The following is a 21,883-nucleotide window of genomic DNA, read 5'->3' as shown; positions in this document are numbered from 1 at the left end:
GCAGGAAAAACGCGATCAGTTCCGAATGCCTGATCGCGAACTTCAGCCATAAAAAAAGCGAGTAACTATCGTGCTGAAACATATCTCTGTGGCCGAGCTGCGCCTCGGTATGTACGTACACGAATTCTGTGGCTCAGGGATAGAGCAGTCATTCTGGAAAAACGGATTCATGCTTTCGAACGAGCATGATCTGCAGCGCATACTCGACGCTAAAGTCGCAGAGCTCTGGATCGATGACAGCCGAGGTGTCGGCCCGATACCGGCGCAGTCTCTGCAAGCAGATCCTGCCTTGCCGACCAACCTGCAAACCATCGCCAACCGACCGATCCCGCACAGGGTCGCATTGAATCAGGAGATTTCCCGGTCGCTGAAGCTGTGCGCTCATTCCAGAGCTGCGGTGGAGAAGATGTTCAGTGATTTACGCATGGGCCAGGTCATTGAAGTGGAACAGGTCAGCGAATTGGTAGAGGAGATCTCTGACTCGCTAGCTCGGCACCCCGATGCCTTGATCAGTCTTGCGCGACTGAAAACCTGTGACGAATACACCTACATGCATTCGGTCGCGGTCTGCGCGCTGATGATCGCCCTCGCCCGCCAGCTTGGGCTGCCGCCAGCTCTGGTTCATGAGGCGGGCATTGCAGGCCTGATGCATGACGTGGGCAAAGTCGTGATCCCGTTGACCATCCTCAACAAGCCAGGTGCGCTGAGCGATGAGGAATTCGCGACCATGCGCAGCCATTCGCAGTGCGGGGCCACTATGCTGATGCAGAGCCAGCATTTCAGCGCTCGCGTCATGGACGTCTGCCTGCATCACCATGAAAAGATCGATGGCACGGGCTATCCCCACAGGCTGGCCGGTACTCAGATCAGCCTGTTCGCAAGAATGGGCGCGGTGTGTGATGTCTATGACGCGGTGACTTCGGATCGCCCCTACAAGGAGGCTTGGGGTCCCGCCGAAGCCATCCACCGTATGGCCCAATGGCAGGGGCATTTTGATGAAAAGGTCTTTCAGGCCTTCGTCAAATGCGTCGGCATTTACCCGGTGGGTGCGCTGGTTCGCCTGCAGAGCGGCCGTATTGGCGTCGTCACCGAACAGCACGAAAAATCACTGCTTACGCCCAAGGTTCGGGTGTTCTTTTGTGCCAATAACAATAAGCCCATTGCGCATGCCACTATCAACCTCGCCGCACTGTTGGGCCAGGACCGGATCGTGGGTCTTGAGTCAGCGAAGGAATGGGGATTCAGTAACCTGGATGAGCTGTGGTTAGAGACGAGCGCGGCGAGTAAGTCGAGTTGTGGCCAGTAACAAATCTTGCAGGAGCTGCCGAAGGCTGCGAAGCCAATTGCCCTGTTGGAGCGAGGCTTGCCCGCGAAACGTTCGATAAGGTCTGTCAGGCAGATCGCGTCGTCGTTCTTCGCGGGTAAGCCTCGCTCCAACGGACAGTGCAGTCATGAGAGCGGTGCTTACGCTGACATCAGAATTTGAATGCCTGACGCCCAATCAGCAGCCACTGGCCGTCCTGCTTCTGCCAGATCTGGAAGTTTTCGATTTCAGTCGGGACAACCTTGCCGCTGTTCACCGCCTCAGCGGAGAAGTGGTTGCGCACCAGAGCGGTATCGCCTGACAGGGTGACCTGCTGCTTCTGCATCTCAAGCCGGTTGAATGCGCTTTTGCCAGTTTCGATATCGGCGATAAACGCTTTCTTGTCCTGAATGTTGCCGCTGGAATGACCGTAAGTGAGGTTGTCAGCTGTCAACGCCTGCAGTTGCGCAATATCCTTGTGCCACATGGCCTGAGTAAGTTTATCGACAGCCTTTTCAACATCGGCTTGATCCGAAGCGTGAGCAGTAGCCGTATAACCGCCGAACAGGCAGAGAAATGCAACGAGCAGCTTGAAACTCTTGTTCATGGTTGTTCCTTGTTATTGTTTATTGGCGATGGAATACGCGTAAAAGATCGAGTTGTCTTATACGACGTCTTACAACATAGCTTATTTATCAAGCCAGGCAAACGGGATTTTCAAACCAGACGCTTTAGCCGATTAAACCGATAATTATTTGTGGCGATTAGCACTCGGTTTTAGTTTTTTTCCGGGAGCTGAAACGCGAAAACCCGACACTGCCGCTAAAGCAGTGCCGGGTTTTCTGTTCGGGTTTCAAATGGCCATTGCTGACCGCCTGAACCCGATGCGTTTGACGATAAAGCTTATTACAGAGCCATATCCGCAGCCGGATTGCTTGGCTGTGGCTTGGCAGGCTTGGCCGGAGCAGCGCTTGCAGCGGGATAAGCTGCCGGGTCAATTACCGGTGGCTTGGTCAGCTGCAGGACTTCAGCGGTGTAATCCCACGACTGCTGAACGCGCTCAGGCGAGCCATTGAGCTTGGTGCCGTAGCTCGGAACGATCTGGCGCATACGGGCTTGCCACTCTGGAGTGGCAACCTTATCCTTGAAGGCTTTTTCAAGCACATCGATCATGATCGGAGGTGCAGTCGAAGCACCTGGCGAGGCGCCCAGCAGACCAGCGATAGAGCGATCCTGGGAGAAAACAACCTCGGTACCCAGCTTCAACACGCCGCCTTTTTCAGCATCGCGCTTGATGATCTGCACACGCTGACCGGCTTGCCACAAGCGCCAGTCTTCTTTCTTGGCGTGCGGGAAGTACTCTTTCAGCGCAGCGAAGCGGTCGTCATCCGACATCATCAACTGGCCTGCCAGGTACTCGATCAGCGGATACTGCTCAACGCCAACCTTGGTCATCGGCCACACGTTATGGGTCGTGGTGGTCGACAGCAGGTCAAGGTAAGAACCTTCCTTGAGGAACTTGGTGGAGAAGGTCGCGAATGGTCCGAACAGAATCATGCGCTTACCGTCCAGGACACGAGTATCCAGGTGCGGCACGGACATGGGTGGCGCGCCGGTCGAGGCGATGCCGTAGGCCTTGGCCATGTGCTGCAGGGCGATGTCCTGGTTCTCAGTCACCAGGAACGAGCCACCAACCGGGAAGCCACCGTATTCACGGGCTTCAGGGATATCAGCTTTTTGCAGCAGCTTCAGAGCCCCGCCGCCAGCACCGACAAACACGAACTTCGCGTCTGTACCGTGGCTGGTACCGTCTTTCAGGTTTTTGTATTCAACGTGCCAGCTGCCGTCCTTGTTGCGCGTGATTTCCTGGACTTCGCTCGACAATTTCAGGTCAAACACAGGCTTGGTCTGCAGGTTGGCAACGTACTGGCGAGTGACTTCGCCCCAGTTCGCATCAGTACCGAGCGGCGACCAGGTAGCGGCGATTTTCTGGTTTGGGTCACGCCCTTCCATCATCAGTGGAACCCACTGTTTGATCTGAGCCTGATCTTCGCTGTACTGCATGCCGGCGAACAGTGGGCTGGTTTTCAGCGCTTCGTAGCGGGCCTTGAGGAACTTCACGTTATCGTCACCCCACATGAAGCTCATGTGCGGAGTCGAATTGATGAACGAATGCGGGTTTTTCAATACGCCGTTCTTGACCTGCCACGCCATGAATTGACGGGTGACCTGGAACGCTTCGTTGATCTCGATGGCCTTGGCGATCTCGATCTTGCCGTCTTTACCGTACGGGGTGTAGTTGGACTCGGCCAGGGCAGAGTGACCGGTACCGGCGTTGTTCCAGCCGTTGGAGCTTTCTTCGGCAACTTTGTCGAGACGCTCGACCATTTCCATGGTCCAGGTCGGCTCCAGCTCGTTGAGCCAGGTGCCCAGAGTGGCGCTCATGATGCCGCCGCCGATCAACAACACGTCAACTTTTTTTGCTTCAGCTGCATGCAAGGGCGAAAGTCCCATCGACATCGCCAGGCCCAGAAGGGCTGTGTTCACTTTTTTTAACATACTGTGATTTCCAGGATAGAACGTCATCCCTTCGTCAGTCTGAGCAATAGCTGCCCGGTTACACGCATGCGACGTGGCATCTCGTGAACTGCGGCAATCGGCAGGACCAACGACTGGACATACAAGGCTGATTTACTGCCACCAACCTCACTCTCTTGTCTCTCCTGAGCTGACTTCTTGTTTGCCATTGTTTTCAGCTGCTGAGTGACATTGAATCTCTTGGTACATCGTCAGAACAAAGCTGCTCCGACAACCTCGTTACAACCAGCACCCAGGTCTTTCACGGAACAACATCTGCTACTTGCGTAACAAAGGGTCATGCGTTGTGAAGCACATATGTACACGTGTGTCGGGAACCGCGAACGGTAATTGTAATCGGATACAGGTTCTGGAGCGAACTTTTACCGATAATCAAATGCGCATTTAATCGATAGTCTCATTCGAAGCGGGCCTCTGACGCGCATCGACCAGCGCTTTCGCCTGTCTTGCTAGTTGATCCAGATGTCGATCACGCTGTTTCTCGGCCTCTATCATCGGCCGTTTTCCGTGCTGCTGAAGTAAATAAGCGTGAATTTGCCGAATCTCCAGCGAATTGTAGATCGGTGCGACATCCAGGACCGCCACAAGGCCATCAGTGCCGTGATCCCGAGTATTCATTAATACCTGCGGACCGCGAGCGGCCAGTACCTGAAAACCCATCGCCTCGAAACGCGGAACCGCCGCAGCGCGACAGGCCAGCTCGGCATGCGGATAGCGACCGGTCATCTCCTTCAACATGGCCCTCGCCACGCCTTTGCGGCGCTGTCTCGTCTGTACTGCCATGAACGCCACCGCGCACGCTTCGGGATCGTCCTTGACGGGCAGATACAGCAAGAAACCGATAACAGTGTCGGGCTCATCGGCATCCAGCGCGACGATCAATTCAACGGGGATCCCTTTTGACCCGTCCATGGCATCGATATAGAGGTGAACCTCGTAACCGACGCCATATTGATAAAGGCTGTAAAGAGGGTTGCTGGGCGCAATATTGACCATGCTGATATCAGTGACGTAGTCGACCACCATCTGCATGATCTGGCTTTTGATCGACTCGGGGGGCGGGTTTTCAAGGCGAGTGACGGTGAACATCGAGGTGGCGACTCCGGACTTTAAGGCATCTGCGGACCGGCATGCTCGGCCCGAAGAGGCGCCATCATACCTGCTCTTGCCAGCAGAACAGAGCGCACAACGCACAATCTATCTGCCGGCACGCTCGCTCTCATCAAACAAGAAAAAGGACTATCCGAGTTGGAATGCTTTTTCTGGAGCTCACGAGCACCGCGAAGCAACGATGGCATCCTGTCTGATACATCGCTATCGCGGCCTCGCGCTGCTCGTGCGCTCCTACAGGAATCGTGTTTGCTGCAAAACAGCGGTGTGTCACCCATTTGCCTCACCGGCAAAGACTGCTTTAATCAGCCGACTCACCGAAGAAGGAGCGAACAGATGGAGCGTCTCACCGCGAAAGATTTTTCCCCGGAATTGCTTGAGTTGTACGATTACTACGCCCACGGCAAGATCAACAGGCGTGAATTTCTTGATCGCGCGGCGGCTTTCACCGTGTTCGGCCTGACCGCCAGCGCAGTGCTCGCTTCGTTGAGCCCGAACTACGCAATGGCCCAACAGGTGGAGTTCACCGACCCGGACATCGTCGCCGAGTACGTCACCTACCCCTCCCCCAAAGGTCACGGCCAGGTGCGCGGCTATTGGGTTCGCCCGGCAAAAGCCACCGGCAAACTACCCGCTGTGGTTGTGGCGCACGAAAATCGCGGGCTTAATCCCTACATCGAAGACGTGGCCCGCCGCGTAGCAAAAGCCGGTTTCATCGCCCTCGCCCCCGACGGCCTGAGTTCGGTGGGCGGCTACCCCGGCAATGATGACAAAGGTCGCGAATTGCAGCAGACGGTAGACCCGGAAAAACTCATGAACGACTTCTTCGCCGCCATCGAGTGGATGATGAAGCATGACGCAACGACCGGAAAAGTCGGCATCACCGGTTTCTGCTATGGCGGCGGTGTCGCCAACGCCGCAGCGGTTGCCTATCCCGAACTGGCCGCCGCGGTGCCCTTTTATGGACGTCAGGCCAAAGCCGAAGACGTGCCCAGAATCAAGGCCCCGCTACTGATCCATTACGGCGAACTGGACACCCGCATCAACGAAGGCGCAGCGGCTTATGAGCAGGCACTGAAAGCGGCTGGCAAAACGTATCAGGCGTATGTTTATCCCGGCGCCAACCATGGCTTTCATAACGACTCCACTCCGCGCTACGACGAAGCGGCTGCCAAGCTTGCATGGGACAGGACGCTGGAGTGGTTTAACAAGTATCTGGTTTGACATCTGGCCTGAATCTCACCACTCCGAAACTGCCGGACCTGGATTTCATCTTGTAGGACCGGCTTCAGCCGTGAGGGCTTCGAGAAAGTCGCTTGATTGCCCTCGGCAGAAATACCGGTCTCCCGACCAAAGCCAGTCCTACGAGTTGAGCGTAGAGGCAAGCTTGCGGGCAGTTTGCAGCACCGCAAGCGACCGCCATCCAGAGTTGCGAAAAAAGCAACAGAGCTGCAGCCCCGAAAGGATTGATAGCGCCCCCTTTGCCTGCCCATACTCGGACCACCCCAAAAAGGAGAACGCCATGGATTCCCTTTGGCAGCGTCTGCAAGATCAGGCCCGGCAGTTGGCTGATCGTAACCCTGTCTTGAGCCAGTATGTGGAGCAAGGGATTCTGTCGCAGCCCTCCTTCGCCACCGCCCTGGCGGCAAACCTCTCCCGGCAACTCAAAGAGCAGGCCGACGACGCCGATCTGACGAGCTGGTTCGCTGACATCATTCGGGCCAATCCCGATATTGCATCCAACGCAGCCGCGGATATCAACCATCTGGTCATCGTCAACCCGGCCTGTCCTGATCACCTGACTGCTTTCCTGACTTTCCGCGGCATCCTGGCGGTTCAGGCTTATCGTCTCGGCCACGCTTTGTGGAACGACGGCGATGTGCAGAGCGCAGTACTGCTGCAGAACTGGGCAGCCAATACCTGGAGCATTGATATTCACCCGGCAGCGCGATTGGGCAAGGCACTGTTTGTCGATCACGGCATCGGTCTGGTGATTGGCGAGACCGCCGTAGTAGAAGATGAAGTCAGCCTTTGGCATGGCGTGACCTTGGGCAGCACGCTGGCAGAAGTCGGCGATCGCCATCCAAAGATCCGCCGTGGCGCGTTGATCTGCGCGGGTGCGACCGTGCTGGGCAACATTGAAGTCGGTGCCAAAGCTATCGTCGCTGCCAATGCGGTAGTGCTCAAACCAGTGCCTGCAGGCGCAGTAGTCGCGGGCACGCCGGCAAAAGTTGTCGGTAGCGCACCGCAGTCGCTCGCGACCCTGACCTCGAAGACCATAACCGAACGGGAGCAATGATATGGCCGCAGCAGCCCAATCCACTCAAGGTATCGATCATCCGCTGGTGACCGTACGCGACCATCCGCAGATTCTGGAGCTGTACCGCAAGATGGGCTTTGAACCGTCGCCGGTCAGCTACCACCCATGGGGCACGGTCACGACACTGGTGATGTTCCCGAGCAACTTCATCGAAATCATTGCCGTGGATGACGCCTCGAAATTCGGCACCAACTCAGTCGATGGCTTCTGCTTCGGCCGCCAATTGGGCAAGTTTCTGGATCGTGGCGAAGAAGGCGTCTCGCTGGTGGCCCTGCACAGCAAAGATGCCGATGCTGACTATTCACGCCTGACAAAAGCAGGGCTGGCCAGCCAGGGCCGTATCGACTTCCGACGCAAAATGACGTTGCCCGATGGCAGCCCGGACGAAGCCGTCGTGTCGTTGGGTTTGTTCATGGACGAAGAGCACCCGGATGTTTCCAATTTCATATGCCATCAACACCGCCCGGAACTGATCTGGGTGCCTGGATGGCAGAACCACCCAAACAGTGCCGACGGCATCCTCGCGGTGACTTACCTGGCAGACCCTGCTCAGCTCGAGGCTCGCTGGAAAGGCCTGTACGGCGATGCAGTTAGCTACAACGGCGATGTGCTGGAGGCCGACACGGGCTGCGGACTGCTACGCGCTATGTCGCTCACGACCGCGCAAACCGAGTTTGCCGGAGTCGACTTACCGAAGGCCGCCAGCGAACGCCCTCACGCTATTGCTCTGCGCATCAGCATCAAAAACCTTGATACCGCGCGAGCCATTATCGAAGGCAATCAAGTGCCGCATTACGCGAGCCCACAACGCCTTTTGATTGAGCCGCAAGCGGCCGGAAATGTGATTCTGGAGCTAGTGCAAAGCGTTTGAGAGTCGGACTCTCAGAAGGCTTATGGTCCTGTGGGAACCGGGCTTGCTCGCGATGAACAACAACGCGGTATACCTGCTTATTACGCCGGCCTTACCGCGGGCAAGCCCAGCTCCCACAAGCCGCTGCTGACTCCCCACATGCATGTCTGGATAAATTCAAAGCTGTGGGAGATTCCATGTTTGCCAACAAGCTGATGCCACGTCATCAGTGAATCCTGTGGGAACCGGGCTTGCCCGCGATGAGCTATTCGGACCACATGAAACCGCGTCTTTCCCGGACAAATTCGCTCCCACGAAATTGCATGAGCCTGAGGAGCATTTGCCGTCTGTCGCCTGCCCACTCGCCATCAGCCCAACGGCTATCAACCAAATGCCTGGCTTGCCGTTAAAGCACGCAGCGTCCCGGGACTGGTCGGGCGCATTGCCCGTGCGAGAGCCCCATGATCGACCTCAGTGTCTGGAACCTTACCCTGCCCATCGAAACGCCAGCGCTCACCGTGGCGACGGCGCGTGTCAGCAGCATTAATAACCCATACTTCAAAGTCAGCAGCAACGGTATCGTGATGTGGGCGCCCGTGACCGGCTCGCACTCTGGCACCAGTGACTTCCCTCGCACGGAGTTGCGCGAAACCCTGCCTAACGGCACCGCCATGAACTGGTTGTATAACAGCGGCACCAATACCATGGTGGGTGCGCTGATGGTCAATCAGGTGCCCTCCACGGGCAAAATCGTGGTGGCGCAAATCCACGCCAAAAACGCGCCGACGCCCTTGCTGAAGATGGTTTACCGCTATACCGCCAAAGGCGGCTTCGTGGACCTGGAATATCGCGTGAAGCCAGCCGACGCTAAAAGCCCGGTGATGTACAGCACCCCCATGGCCCTGAACAAGCCCTTCACCTATTCGATACAGATGGCGCCCACCGGCAAGCTTACGGTTCTGATCAACGACGTGGCCGCGCAGACCACCCTGAACCCCGCGTGGTATGGCTACAACTTTTACTTCAAGGCCGGGGTATACACCCTGGACAACGTCGGCTACCCCAGCGAAGGTGGGAAAGTCACCTACAGCAAGCTCTCCACCAGTCACGTCGTGAAAAAGTGACAGTCAGCGATACTGCGGTCTCTATTGAACGGCAGCAACTCCACCTTTGTACGCCATGCAGGCTTCTGCATGGCGTATTGCACGCATCATTGCTCGTCTGCAACCTCAACATCCAGCGCGTCACCAATCGCATAAAAGTGCCCTCCCGCGATGTAATGCAAGCTGCGCCACGCCGGGTCGGCCGTTTCAAAGTGCCAGTGTCCGTCTTTGAACACACGGGTGTCAGCCCACGCGCCAATGACTTCGCCGATGAATAAATCATAGGTCGACTGATTGTGCAGCTCGGGTATCAGGCGACACGCCAACCAGGCGGAACAGCCCGCTACGAATGGCAGATCATAATCAGGCAAATGGAACAGCTCCGCGCCTGAGCGCTGCAGTTTGTCTGCTTCGTTGGACAGGCTGCGTGTGCCGACCTCGTGGGTGAGCCGCAACTGCGCCGCCGTTGGCACCTGAATCACGAAGACACCGCTCTGCTCCACCAATTCGCGGGTCTTGGCGATTTTGTCGAGAACCACGGTGAGTTTGGCGGGCATGAAATCCAGCGCGCAGGCCCAGGCAGCGGCCATGACATTGTCAACCCCGTCATGCCTGGCTGAAACCAATACCGTAGGCCCGTGGTTGAGCAAGCGATAGGCCTTGGCCGGGTCCACTGGAGCAATGAACTCGTTCACAAAAATACCTCTCAAGACTTGGCGAGCGTGTCGACGAACGACTTGATTCGCACACACGCGCGCGCCAGTTGGTCATCACTTACGGTAAATGAAAGCCGCACGAAACCCTGGGCAGGCTCACCGAAAGCGGCTGCGTCGAGCACCGACACACCCGCCTCGCGGAACAGGCGCCAGGCGAAGTCCAGCGAGCTAAGGCCGGTGCCGCGCACATCGAGCAAGACAAACATGCCGGCATCCGGGCTGCGTACTTCGATACCCGGACAGTCGCTCAATCCAGACACCACGAGATCGCGTCTGCGTTGATAAATATCGAGCATGCCCTGCGTGACCTGATCATGAGCAAGCACCGCAGCCATCGCGCCCGCCATGACAAAACCGGGCAAACCATAGAGCATGCTCAACGACAGGTTTTCCGCGTGCCTGACCAACTGCGCGTCCGCGACGATCCAGCCGACCCGCCAACCGGTCATGGCATGGGATTTGGACAAACTGCCGACGATCACACAGCGCTCGGCCATACCCGGCAAGCTGGCCAGGCTGACGTGCTCTCGCTCGTAACAAAGACTCTCGTAGACCTCATCAACGACCACCCACAGATCATGAGCGATGGCCAGTTCGGCAATCCCTTGCAGTTCCTCGACAGTGAGCATTACACCGGTAGGGTTGTTCGGGTTGGAAAGGAAAATAGCCCGGGTACGTGGGGTGATGGCAGCGCTGATACGGCTGATGTCTGGACGAAAACCCGCATCGGCGTCACAACTTACCCGAACCAGCGTCGCGCCGCTTGCCCTGAGCGTGGCCTCGTAAGTCACGTACATCGGGTCCAGGGCCAAAACTTCATCACCGGCTTGCAACAGACACAGGGCGCTCGCGAACAAAGCATTCTGCGCACCGGCCAGGGTAATTACATTGGTCGCCTCTACCGGTCGACCCAGACGTTCGGCGTAACGCTCGGCGATGGCTTCTCGTAACGCAGGGCGTCCGGGGATCTCGGTGTAATGGGTGTCCCCTGCTCTCAATGCGCCGACCGCCGCCTCGGTAATGAAGTCCGGGGTAGCGAAATCTGGATCGCCAATGCTGAGGATAATGACATCTTCCCCTCGACAATGAGCTTGCCAGGCGGCGAAGTGAATGTCCCAGGCGGCTGCACCCTGCCCGGCTATTCGTTCGACAAAAGGGGAAAAGCGCATACCACGGCCTCTCGAATACGAGTAAAAAAACGCCACCATAACGCGACGTTCTTCTGAAAGGCCAGTTTGAGGTCGATTCCAGCATTAATGATTGGCGCAAACACAACGCTGTAGGAGCTGCCGAAGGCTGCGACCGCAGTGCATCAGGGAAAATGCACTGGAAGCCTTCGGCAGTTCCTACATAAGCCGTTCATACCGCAGCCCTTTTCAGCCAATCAAGCCTTCGCAATCTCCGGCGCCAGCAACCACTCGGCGCTGTCATTCCAGACGTCCATGTGGGTGATCTTGCCGTCGCGCACTTCAAAGCGGTCCAGATAACGATTGCCGGAAAAGCTGCTGCCATCCGGCCACTCGCCGTACAGCGTGCCGTTGGAATAAACCACGGTGTGGTCGCCGCGATCCATCCAGTCGAAATTACCCAGAGCTTTCTTGACCCAGACATAGCGCGAGCCGTTGAACGCGGTAATGTCCTGCGGGGTAGGCATGACGCGACCGCCTGTGAAAGTGATCCGCACGTCTTCGCTCATGAAGGTTGCAGCCCGGACCGGATCGGGGGCCATGGACGCTTCTAGAAAATTGCTAACAATCTGTACATCTTTATTAAAGTCCGACATCAATAAATCTCCTGACTCACGGGTTGATCAAATTGGCCAAACGCCTCCGCATGGTGCAAGCCGCCTTAATTTGGCGCGTAAACACGAGGCAAAAATGCTAAGAACCGTCATTTGACGGGTGGTTACGACTGGCATCCTACTTGCTAGCAATAAATATGCAACTGCTAGCAATCAGGAGAACGACCTATGGCCATCCGGCTTCCAAACCTGCAACGTCTGCTCTTTCCCGTGGCTGCGGCAGTCACGCTCAATATGGCTGTGTTCGGTGGCGCGCAAGCCGCGGAGCCGCCGATCAAGGTTGGCCTGGTGGCCGCCCTTTCAGGTCAGTCAGCCAAATCCGGCGAAGCCCTGACCCGTGGCTTGACCATGGCTATTAACGAAGTCAACGCCAAGGGCGGTGTACTGGGTCGTCAACTGGAGCTGGTACGCCGTGACGACGAAAGCAATCCTTCCAAAGGCATGCTGGCGGCTCGCGAACTGGTCCAGCGGGAGAAAGTCACCGTGCTGTTTGGCGGTCTCGATACGCCGGTGTCGCTGGCAATCGTGCCATTGGCCAATCAGATGAAAGTGCCGTTCATGGGCATCTGGGCAGCCGGTACGAAGATCACCGAAAACGGCGCTGCCGATAACTACGTGTTCCGGGTTTCGGCAGTCGACGAACTGGTCGACGAAGCGTTGGTGAAGTACGGCGTCGATAACGGCATGAAAAAGCCGGGCATGATCCTCATCAATAACCCGTGGGGCGAGTCCAACGAAGCCGGCTTCAAGCGTGCTCTGGAAAAACGCGGCTTGGCCAACGCTGGTGTTGAACGTATTCAGGACAGCGACCTCGATGTGGTGCCGCAACTGACCCGTCTGAAAAACGCCGGGGCCGATACTTTGTTGATGGTCGGTAACGTTGGTCCTTCGGCGCAAGTAGTCAAATCGCTGGATCGCATGGGCTGGGACGTGCCGGTGGTTTCGCACTGGGGTCCGGCCGGGGGTCGTTTCGGTGAGCTGGCTGGCCCGAATGCCTCCCGCGTGCACTTCATCCAGACCTACGTGTTCACCGAGCACAACAGTCCGAAAGGCGATGCTCTGCTCGCAGCACTGAAAAGCGCTTACCCACAAATCAAAACTCTGGCTGACGTAACGCCTGCGGTGGGCATCGCCAATGCCTACGACGCGCTGCATCTGGCTGCGCTGGCCATCGAGAAAGCCGGCAGCACAGACGGCAAGGCCGTGCGTGACGGTTTCTACGCCATCAACGAATACGACGGTCTGATCAAGCACTACAAACAACCGTTCACCGTGCAGAAACACGATGCATTGGGGCCGGACGATTATCTGTTCACGCACTTCGTCAACGACCAGATCGTACCGTTGAAGCCTTAAGGAGCCGCCATGTTCACCGCCGCCATCGTCACCGGCCTCGGCCTGGGCAGCATGTACGCTTTGCTGGCGTTGGGTTTTCACCTGACCTACGTCGTCTCGCGCACCGTCAACTTTGCTCAGGGCAGCGCCATGATGGTCGGCGCGGTGCTGGGTTACACCTTCTGCATCAACTGGGGCTGGTCACTTTGGCTGGCCTTGCCACTGACGCTGATCCTCTGTGCGCTGTATGGCCTGGTGATCGAGCGCTGGCTGGTGCGGCCGTTCCACAGCCGGGGTTCACAGGCCTGGCTGATGGCGACGGTGGCGGGCGGCATTCTGGTGGACAACCTGGCGCTGTTCACGTTTGGCAAGGAGCCCCGTCAGTTCGAAAGCAGTCTGGTCAATCTCAATGTCGAGCTGTTCGGCAGCAGCGTCGGTGCTTTGCAGCTACTGATTCCTCTGGCGGGGGCGGCAATCGCCCTCGCGCTGTATCTGGTCCGACGCTACACACGACTGGGCAAGGTCCTGGAGGCCTGCGTGCAAAACCCGCGCGCGGCGATGTTGATGGGCATCAACGTCAATCGAGTCGTGGCGATCGCATTTGCTGTTTCCACGGTATTCGCGGCGGTAGCAGGTTTGTTGATCGCACCGCTGTTCAGCGTCAACGCCGAGATGGGCATGTTGTTCGGCCTGAAAGCTTTTGCGGTAGCGATTCTGGGCGGCATCGGCAGCGCCGGGGGCGTGTTCGCGGCCGGACTGTTGTTCGGTCTGGCTGAAGCCTTGATCACGCTGTATTTCGGCTCGGCCTTTACCCAGATATTCACGTTTGCGCTGGTCATTCTTGCCCTGGCGATTCGTCCCGATGGCCTGTTCGGCAGCAAGGCTCTGGTAAAAGTATGAAAGACATAAAAACCCTCGCTGCTCCGATTTTCATCGCCTTGCTCGCCGTCGTGTGCGGCGTCATGGCTTTCACGCTAGACAGCTATTCTCTGCTGGTCTTTACCCTCTGCGCCCTGGCGGCAGTGGTGGGTATCGGCCTGAATATCCTGATTGGCCTGAGCGGGCAAATCTCCTTCGGCCACATCGCGTTCTACGCCATTGGTGCGTACGTGTCGGCACTGCTGACCATGGCCGGTTGGCCGCTATGGCTGGCGTTGCCCCTGGCGGGCATCGTGGCAGGTTTGATCGGCGCGCTGCTGGCGATCCCGGCACTGCGGGTCAGTGGCCCTTATCTGGCAATGATCACCATTGCCTTTGCGTTCGTCGTGCATCACAGCCTGATCGAATGGCGTGACGTGACCGGTGGCTCCAATGGCTTGATGGGCATTCCGCTGCCTGAGTTTGCCGGTCTTGATCCCGCGATACTGCTCGCGCTGCTGGCTGGCGCATTGATGATCGGCGCATTGCTGTTTTATCAGCGCCTGAGTCACAGCACCTGGGGCAAGGCCATGCGCGCCGTGAAGGCGTCTGAAATCGCCGCACGTTCGCTGGGGTTCAATCCGGTCCTGAGCAAAACCCTGGCCTTCGCCCTTTCAGCCGCCTTGACCGGTCTGGCAGGCGGTCTGCTTGCGCCCCTGCTGATGTTCATCAACCCTGAATCCTTTCCGTTTTCGCAGTCAATCCTGTTTGTCCTGGCGGTGATCGTCGGTGGCAGTGGCATGCTGTTTGGCCCATTGATTGGCGCTTTGCTGATCGTGCTGGTGCCGGAACTACTGTCGGATTTCGCCGAATACCGTCTGCTGATTTTCTCGGTGCTTTTGCTACTGGTGTTGTGGGTTGCGCCAAACGGCCTGCTGGGTGCCCTCGCCCGTCGCTGGATCAAGCCAATCCGTTTGCTGCCTCCGACTGCGATCAACACACAGCGTATCGCCGCGCATTTGCGCAGCCGTGGCCCGTCCACCGGTTTGCGCGTGACCGATATCGGTATTCGCTTCGGCGGTGTGCAGGCGGCGCAACACGTCAGCCTACATGCGCCGGCTGGAAGCATCACCAGCATCATCGGCCCCAATGGCGCGGGTAAAACCACGGTGCTGAACATGATCAGCGGTTTCTACGCGCCGGACAGTGGCCAGATCGAACTGCAACAACCTTTGGCCGGTTTGCCCGCCTGGAAAAGCGCCCGAGCGGGTGTCGCCCGCACCTATCAAACCACCCTGCTGTTCGGTGAAATGTCGGTGCTGGATAACCTCTTGGTGGCGATGCAGAACGGTCGCCTCGGCCTGCCCTTCAGCCTGTCGACCACTGAGCAACGCAGCCTCGCCTTGGACCTGCTGGCGCTGGTGGGATATCGCGGTGAGGTGAACATTGCCGCCGAGGACTTGCCCCACGTTGATCGGCGTCTGGTAGAGATCGCTCGGGCACTGGCGACCGCGCCTGCAGTGCTGTTGCTGGATGAACCCGCAGCGGGCCTGAGTCGTCGCGACACGGACGACCTGGCAGTGCTGCTGCGCAAACTGGCGGACTTTGGCCTGACAGTGATTCTGGTCGAGCACGACATGTCGCTGGTGATGTCAGTGTCCGAACACTTGCTGGTGCTGGACGCAGGCAAGCCGATCGCGTCTGGGCCGCCTGCCGAGATTCGTCAGAACCAACAGGTGATCGCGGCGTATCTGGGCGGTACCGATTATCAGGCAACGCCACGTGATCAAGCCTGGGACGGCAGTCGCGATGCGCGGCTGTACGTCAAGGATCTGGTCATCGACTACGGCGCTGCGGCAGTGGTCAATAAAGTCAATTTGCTGGTCAATCCCGGCGAGCTGGTGGCGATTCTGGGTGCCAACGGCGCGGGCAAATCCAGCATCCTGCAATGTCTGGCAGGCCTGCATCGGGCCACCGACGGCAGCATCCTGCTGGACAACGAAAGCATTGAACAGGCCAGCGCCAGCAGCATCGCGGGCAAAGGTCTGGCCTTGGTTCCGGAAGGTCGTCAGGTGTTCCCGTACCTGAGCGTGCGCGACAACTTGTTGCTGGGCGGCTATTCCCGACGCGAAGCATTTGACGCCGAAGCTGAAATTGAAGCGATCCTGAAACGCTTCCCGCGTTTGCGCGACCGCATCGACAACCCGGCAGGCATGTTGTCCGGCGGCGAACAACAGATGGTCGCGGTCGGTCGCGGGCTGATGGCCAAACCGAAAATCCTGCTGCTGGACGAGCCGTCTCTGGGCTTGTCACCGGCCATGATCGGCGAGCTGTACGACGCACTCGCCGCCCTGCGCGATGAAGGCGTCACGATCCTGCTGGTGGATCAAATGGCCAACCTCGCGCTGCAGGTCGCGGATCGTGCTTACGTACTGGAAACCGGCTGCATCATCAAATCCGCCAGTGCTGCCGAGTTGCGTGACGACAAGGAACTGGCTGCGGCCTATCTGGGTGAAAGCGCCGACAGCGGCCAGGAGGTCAACGCTTGAATACTCTAAAAATCATCAATGCGCGGCTGGGTGATCCCAACGCTAACTCCGACACCGTGCTGTACGTGGAAAACGGCTATTACGTTGAGGCTTTCAGCCCATCAGTCACTGAATGGGCAACCCTTGATCTACAAGGCCGGTTGTTGATGCCAGGCCTGATCGAAACCCATATTCATCTGGACAAGGCCTGCATCATGCAGCGCTGCCATTTGCATGAAGGCACCCTTGCCGAAGCCGTAGCGCAAACCCGCGCCGCCAAAGCCGAGTTCACCGAAGAGGACGTGTATCGCCGCGGTGCGCTGGTGCTGGATAAAGCGATTCTGCAAGGCACCACTCACATGCGTACCCATGTGGAGCTTGATCCGCAAATCGGTCTGACCGGCTTCAACGCCATTCGCCGCTTGCAGTCTGACTACGCCTGGGCGATCAGCCTGGAAATCTGTGTCTTTCCTCAGGAAGGCCTGCTGAACAATCCCGGAACGGAAGAATTACTGTGTGAAGCGCTGGAAAGTGGCGCGACGGTGCTGGGCGGTTGTCCTTACATGGACAGCGATCCCGACGGACAGATCCAGCGTCTGTTCGAACTGGCGGTCAAATACGACTGCGATCTGGACCTGCACCTGGATTTCGATCTGAACCCGGAAGGCATGACGGTCATGGAAGTTGCGCGCTGCACGCAGCTGCATGGCTGGGCCGGACGCGTGACCATCGGCCACGTAACCAAGCTCTCGACACTGCCCAAAGAGCAAATGACCGTGCTGGGCCTGCACCTGGCCAAGGCCGGCGTGCAGGTGACCTGTCTGCCCTCTACCGATCTGTTTCTGATGGGCCGCGAGTCGTTTCATAACAAGCCCCGCGGGCTGGCGCCGCTGGAGCATCTGCATGCCTGTGGCGTGACGTGCTCTGTGTCCACCAACAACATTGGCAACCCGTTTACGCCCTATGGCGACGCCTCGCTGATCCGTCAGGCCAACCTGTTCGCCAACGTCAGCCAGATGGGCACCGTGCCGCAATTGCTGCAATGCCTGGCGTGGGTGTCCAGCGAATCAGCGCGTATGCTGAGGTTGACCGATTACGGCGTGCGACCCGGCTGTCGCGCCGATTTCATCGTCTTCGACGCGCCCTCGCCTGCGGCGGTGATCGCCGAAATCAGCGCGCCGTTGATGGGCTTCAAGGGTGGGAGGCAGACGTTTAGCCGCCCGGTTGGGAAGCTGTTGAGGCCGGACAGTTAGGCACGCTTTACGCATAACCCTGTGGGAGCAGAGCTTGCTCGCGATAAGCCGGACCGGGTTCACTTTAGATCGCGTCCAGCCTTATCGCGAGCAAGCTCTGCTCCCACAAGTTCTGCGCCATGCCGGATCTTGCGCGATGACGTGGGACTGATCGTCTCAATCAATCAACGCCTGCCGCAAATTGAATTCCTCCGGCGCGCTTTCCTCCAGAGCAAGCTGCCCTTCCAGCTCGTCCAGGTGTTCAAGCATGACCGCCACGGCGCGCTCGTTATTGCCGGTTTCCAGTGCAGTAATGATTTCCTGATGCTCGTCCGACGCGCAGGATGGCACGTCGTTACGCTGATACAGCGCCACGATCAGCGAGCTGCGCACCATCAGGTTGGCGAGGATGTCACTCAGAACGGTGTTGCCGCTGATCTCGCCGAGCATCAAGTGAAACTCGCTCAATTCGCGCACGATGGCACGGCGGTCCGTGTCGTTGGTGGCCTTGCGTTCATTGTTCATGTGCGTCGCAATCCGCTGACGCTGCTTGCGCATGATCGCCGGAGTGATGCCTTCGACAATCGCTCGTTCGATGGCGCGACGAGCGCTGAAAATATCCCGGGCTTCCTTGGCAGTAGGCTGGGCAACCATGGCGCCGCGATTGGCCTCGATGGTCACTACCTTCTGCATCGCCAGACGCTGCAACGCGACCTGCACATGGTTGCGGTTGGCTTGCAGGGTTTCGACGATTTGCGCTTCGATCAGTCGCGTGCCAGGCGGCAGACGATGTTGGGCGATAGCCTTGAACAACGCATCGACGATACGTTGCACCTCAAGCTGTTTGGCAGTGACAGTGCTCAGGCCCATCCTTTCCTCTATTTTTCAAAACGCTTGGTGCCAGCCAGCAGGGCTGCCAGTGACGGGCAATCGGCGGCATTATCCGCCAGCAACCGCGCACCGGCAAACCCCGTCTGCAATGGTCTTGACGATCAGTTTGGCTGACCCAGCGCGAGGCCTTCGCCACGGGGATCATGCATGGCGCTGCGCCGTCCGGTTTCATCAATGGCAATGATCCCGGCATGCCCGGTCATGGGGCTGCGGGCTGGGATGATTTCCACCTCGTGCCCGAGCGCGGCAAGACCCTCGACAGTCGCCGTACTCATGTCACCTTCAAGCTTCAGATTGTCGGTGCTGTCGAAGAAACTGCGCCCCAGCAGGAAGCGTGGCGTCTCCAGTGCCAGATCAATCGGCTGCTGAAAGTCGACCAATTGCGTCGCCAGGACCATTTGCGTCTGCGGCTGACCGTCGCCACCCTGCGTGCCGAAGAACCAGCGACGGCCGTCGTCCGCCAGATAGCAGGACGGATTCAGGGTATGCGCCGGGCGCTTGCCCGGTGCCCAGCCGTTGGCGTGGTGCATATCGGCATTGAAACCGGCAGCGCGGTTCTGCCACAACACACCTGTGTCACCGAGGATGCAGCCCGAGCCAAAATCGTGAAACAGGCTCTGAATCAAGCACGCGGTTCGCCCTTGAGCATCAGTGGCAGCCATCCAGATGGTGTCGGCAGGCCGACCCGGTTCATTCCACGGGGCAGCACGCTGGTCGTTGATGGCATCGGCGTAAGCCTTGATCTGCGCATCCTCCAGGCTGGCGAGGAAATCCCATGAGGTGCTGAGCGGATCGCATAACTGCGCATTACGGCGCAGCAAGCCCTGTTTAATGGCTTCCACCAGATAGTGGTAATACTGCGCGCTGCCGTTATCCACCTGTGCCAATGGTTTGTGTTGCAGTGCGGCCATGGCTTGCAAGGTGTAAAGCCCCTGACAGGGCGGTGCGACGTTATAGAGTCGACCCTGGCGATAACGCACCGAAATCGGTGCAGCCTCAAGCGCACGGGTGGCAGCCAGATCAGCGGCCGTAAGGCCACATCCAAGCCGGTCAAAAGCCGCACCGAAAGCCTCGGCCAGCTCACCTCGATAGAAGTCCTCGACGCCATGCCTGGCCAGATGACGCAGGGTATTGGCCAATTCCGGCTGACGCAGTGTGTCGCCCTCACCCATCCAGCGGCCGTCGGTCTTGCACAGGCGATGCAGGTCCGGTAACTGCTCGATCAGCGGTTGGCGCAAGGTCTGCCAGAACAATTGTGATTGTGAAATAAGCGTGCCTTGATCCGCCATCACGGCAGCGTCATCGAGCAAGTCGCTCCACCCCAGCTTCGAACCCCATTCATGTCGACTGATGTTCGCTGCGGTCTGCCAGCTGGCCAGCGCGCCTGCGGTGCTTGCCACCGAGGCCGGACCACGCACGGTTATCTTTCCGCCCTGAGGCATATGCTGACCGGCCCGACCGATCCCCACGATGGTGCGCACCTTGCTGTCGTGGATCATCCATAGCGCATCGCCGCCCAGCCCGGTCATGTGAGGAAATACCGCCGCAAGCATCGCGCTGGCAGCCAGCATTGCATCAATAGCCGTGCCCCCGGCATCGAGAATACGCATCCCGGCGGCGCTGGCTTCGGCATGAGGCGTACAAATCACGGCACGAGTTGAGGTAGCGATCATGATCAAAGGCTCTCTATTTTTTGCTAGCTATCAATAGTTTTATTGTTAGCAAAGCAAGAAATGTGCCTTGGATATTTCTGACTGAATGAAGACATATGTGGGAGCTGAGCTTGCTCGCGATAAGGTTGAATGCGATTTACTTTAGATCGCGTCCAGCCTTATCGTGAGCAAGCTCAGCTCCCACAAAAGCCTAGCTATCACAAGAGATCATCGCCAAGGCTACACCGCCGCAGCCTGCGCCCTTCTCATGCTCCACATCGCAATCACGGCAATCAACGCAACAAGAGCGCTGAAGAACTCACCCACATGGCGCAAGCCAAACACCGGCACGCTGACGCCAACGGCGATCACCGGCAATGACATCGACAGGTAAAGCACCACAAACAGCGCCGAGGCGACTGCGGCTTTCTGATGTGGCGGGCTGGCGGCCGTTACCGCGCCCATGCCAGCGCGGAACACCATGCCCTGGCCGATACCTGCAGTAATGCCCGCGATGATCAGCAACAGCATTTGTTCGGTGGCGATGCTCAGGCCCAACGTCAACATGCCCAGGATCAGCGCGACGCAACCCAGGGTCATGTGCTGGCGCGATGGCAGCCATTGCAGCAGCGCCTGACCGACTACCGAGGCGGCGAAGAACGAACCTACAACCGCACCGATCACGATGCCACTGGATTGCTCCATGACCTGGCGCATGATCGACGGCACCATGCTGGTGAACAGCCCGGCAACGCTGAAACCTGCCAGACCGGCGATGGCTGCGGGAATAAACAGACCGCGCACTTGGGCAGGAATCGAAGGCCGCATGACTCGCAGACGGGGCACTGCCGGACGCGTGACCGTTTCCCGCGCAATCAAGACGCCCACCAGTGCGATCGCAAGAAAGCCCAGATGCAGCCAGAAGACGAGTTGCAGCGGATGCGGCAGGTGCTGAGACGTCAGGCCCGCCAGCAATGGCCCGAGCCCGAGGCCAAACATGTTGGCGGCCGTGGCCACCAGCGTTGAGCGCTTGCTCCAGGACTTGGGGGCCAGCTCGATGATTGCCACCGTTGCAGTACCGGTCATGATCCCGGCGGAAAACCCTGAAAACAGTCGCCCCAGCAGCAGGCCGCCGATGGAATCGCAATACAGGAATATCACCGCGCTGATCGCGCCCATGACCAGACCGGCACACAGCATCGGACGGCGCCCGACCTGATCGGACCAACTGCCCACTGCCAGCAACGCTGCAATCACTCCGGCGGCGTAGATCGAAAAGATCAGCGTCACCCAGGTTTCGCCGAAGCCCATCTGCTGTTGGTAATAAACATACAGCGGCGTCGGCAATGTGGTGCCCACCATGACGACCAGCAATGCGCAGGCCACCAGAATGAAATCTCTGCTGGAGGTTGAAACAGAATTGGTCATGCGGGGCATCCGGTGAGGAAATTCATGGTCATGCTTCGGCATCGATAGCCGGGTAGCCATGTTACAGAGAGGTGAGAAAGATCGGCAGCGAAGGTTTCAAGAAATTTCAGATTCCAGGGAGAGGAGATATCGCGCCGCAGGACCAGAGCCCAACTGAT

17 protein-coding genes and 1 pseudogene are annotated in these 21,883 nt (G+C 58.2%); 9 read left to right on the top strand and 9 right to left on the bottom strand.

All coding sequences use genetic code 11. The features are described from left to right. Nucleotides 1-70: 70 nt before the first annotated feature. On the top strand, nt 71-1,306 hold the full coding sequence (locus ABRP31_RS11405; RefSeq protein WP_349970732.1) for an HD-GYP domain-containing protein: 1,236 nt from the start codon (nt 71-73) through the stop codon (nt 1,304-1,306). 169 nt (nt 1,307-1,475) lie between these two features. On the opposite strand, the gene ABRP31_RS11400 is transcribed toward ABRP31_RS11405, so the two are convergent. The 3 genes from ABRP31_RS11400 to ABRP31_RS11390 all read right to left on the bottom strand — a co-directional run bounded on the left by ABRP31_RS11400 (nt 1,476) and on the right by ABRP31_RS11390 (nt 4,990). Further along, nucleotides 1,476-1,910, bottom strand: coding sequence for a nuclear transport factor 2 family protein (locus tag ABRP31_RS11400; protein ID WP_349970731.1), 435 nt, complete (start codon nt 1,908-1,910; stop codon nt 1,476-1,478). A gap of 299 nt (nt 1,911-2,209) precedes the next feature. Continuing rightward, the gene (mqo, locus tag ABRP31_RS11395) at nt 2,210-3,862 is read right to left on the bottom strand and encodes a malate dehydrogenase (quinone) (RefSeq protein ID WP_087268283.1); all 1,653 of its coding nucleotides are present in this window, start codon (nt 3,860-3,862) and stop codon (nt 2,210-2,212) included. A gap of 423 nt (nt 3,863-4,285) precedes the next feature. Next, nucleotides 4,286-4,990 (bottom strand): GNAT family N-acetyltransferase, encoded by a 705-nt coding sequence (locus ABRP31_RS11390; RefSeq protein WP_349970730.1) that lies wholly within the window; start codon nt 4,988-4,990, stop codon nt 4,286-4,288. A gap of 357 nt (nt 4,991-5,347) precedes the next feature. Between ABRP31_RS11390 and yghX the strand changes: the two genes are divergently transcribed. The 4 genes from yghX (at nt 5,348) to ABRP31_RS11370 (ending at nt 9,305) form a co-directional block, all read left to right on the top strand. Continuing rightward, nucleotides 5,348-6,235, top strand: a complete 888-nt coding sequence (gene yghX, locus ABRP31_RS11385) for a YghX family hydrolase (protein ID WP_087268277.1) — start codon at nt 5,348-5,350, stop codon at nt 6,233-6,235. A 298-nt stretch (nt 6,236-6,533) separates the two neighbouring features. Then, nucleotides 6,534-7,310 (top strand): serine O-acetyltransferase EpsC, encoded by a 777-nt coding sequence (epsC, locus tag ABRP31_RS11380; protein ID WP_349970729.1) that lies wholly within the window; start codon nt 6,534-6,536, stop codon nt 7,308-7,310. Between the two features lies 1 nt (nt 7,311). After that, the gene (locus tag ABRP31_RS11375; protein WP_349970728.1) at nt 7,312-8,202 is read left to right on the top strand and encodes a VOC family protein; all 891 of its coding nucleotides are present in this window, start codon (nt 7,312-7,314) and stop codon (nt 8,200-8,202) included. A 440-nt stretch (nt 8,203-8,642) separates the two neighbouring features. Beyond that, nucleotides 8,643-9,305 carry a polysaccharide lyase family 7 protein gene (locus tag ABRP31_RS11370; protein WP_349970727.1) on the top strand — a complete coding sequence of 221 codons (663 nt, stop codon included), beginning with the start codon at nt 8,643-8,645 and terminating at the stop codon, nt 9,303-9,305. Between the two features lie 86 nt (nt 9,306-9,391). Here ABRP31_RS11370 and ABRP31_RS11365 read toward each other — a convergent pair whose 3' ends face one another. The 3 genes and pseudogenes from ABRP31_RS11365 to ABRP31_RS11355 form a co-directional block, all read right to left on the bottom strand. Next, a complete protein-coding gene (locus ABRP31_RS11365; protein WP_349970726.1) occupies nt 9,392-9,979 on the bottom strand; it encodes a flavin reductase family protein in 588 nt (195 codons plus the stop codon). A gap of 23 nt (nt 9,980-10,002) precedes the next feature. Further along, nucleotides 10,003-11,169 (bottom strand): annotated as a pseudogene (locus ABRP31_RS11360) (pyridoxal phosphate-dependent aminotransferase); the annotation flags it as partial. A gap of 215 nt (nt 11,170-11,384) precedes the next feature. Then, nucleotides 11,385-11,783, bottom strand: coding sequence for a nuclear transport factor 2 family protein (locus tag ABRP31_RS11355; protein WP_349970725.1), 399 nt, complete (start codon nt 11,781-11,783; stop codon nt 11,385-11,387). A gap of 186 nt (nt 11,784-11,969) precedes the next feature. Between ABRP31_RS11355 and ABRP31_RS11350 the strand changes: the two genes are divergently transcribed. The 4 genes from ABRP31_RS11350 to ABRP31_RS11335 are packed head-to-tail and all read left to right on the top strand — an operon-like array spanning nt 11,970 to nt 17,775. Then, complete coding sequence (locus ABRP31_RS11350) at nt 11,970-13,157, top strand: ABC transporter substrate-binding protein (protein ID WP_372489377.1); 1,188 nt, start codon at nt 11,970-11,972, stop codon at nt 13,155-13,157. Between the two features lie 9 nt (nt 13,158-13,166). Beyond that, nucleotides 13,167-14,036, top strand: a complete 870-nt coding sequence (locus ABRP31_RS11345) for a branched-chain amino acid ABC transporter permease (protein ID WP_349970724.1) — start codon at nt 13,167-13,169, stop codon at nt 14,034-14,036. Then, on the top strand, nt 14,033-16,543 hold the full coding sequence (locus tag ABRP31_RS11340) for an ATP-binding cassette domain-containing protein (RefSeq protein ID WP_349970723.1): 2,511 nt from the start codon (nt 14,033-14,035) through the stop codon (nt 16,541-16,543). The genes ABRP31_RS11345 and ABRP31_RS11340 overlap by 4 nt, the downstream gene beginning before the upstream one ends. Beyond that, entirely contained in the window at nt 16,540-17,775 is a 1,236-nt protein-coding gene (locus tag ABRP31_RS11335; RefSeq protein ID WP_349970722.1) for an amidohydrolase family protein, read from the top strand. The genes ABRP31_RS11340 and ABRP31_RS11335 overlap by 4 nt, the downstream gene beginning before the upstream one ends. A gap of 156 nt (nt 17,776-17,931) precedes the next feature. On the opposite strand, the gene ABRP31_RS11330 is transcribed toward ABRP31_RS11335, so the two are convergent. From ABRP31_RS11330 to ABRP31_RS11320, 3 genes are all read right to left on the bottom strand, one after another. Further along, nucleotides 17,932-18,624, bottom strand: a complete 693-nt coding sequence (locus ABRP31_RS11330) for a GntR family transcriptional regulator (RefSeq protein ID WP_349970721.1) — start codon at nt 18,622-18,624, stop codon at nt 17,932-17,934. 122 nt (nt 18,625-18,746) lie between these two features. After that, nucleotides 18,747-20,318 carry a gamma-glutamyltransferase gene (locus tag ABRP31_RS11325; RefSeq protein ID WP_349970720.1) on the bottom strand — a complete coding sequence of 524 codons (1,572 nt, stop codon included), beginning with the start codon at nt 20,316-20,318 and terminating at the stop codon, nt 18,747-18,749. A 219-nt stretch (nt 20,319-20,537) separates the two neighbouring features. Then, nucleotides 20,538-21,725, bottom strand: a complete 1,188-nt coding sequence (locus ABRP31_RS11320) for an MFS transporter (protein ID WP_349970719.1) — start codon at nt 21,723-21,725, stop codon at nt 20,538-20,540. Nucleotides 21,726-21,883: the final 158 nt, after the last annotated feature.

The sequence above is a fragment of the Pseudomonas caspiana genome (assembly GCF_040224095.2).
Classification (GTDB): domain Bacteria; phylum Pseudomonadota; class Gammaproteobacteria; order Pseudomonadales; family Pseudomonadaceae; genus Aquipseudomonas; species Aquipseudomonas caspiana.
Note: the sequence above shows the minus strand (reverse complement) of the source record. Positions and strands in the feature narration are given on the sequence as shown.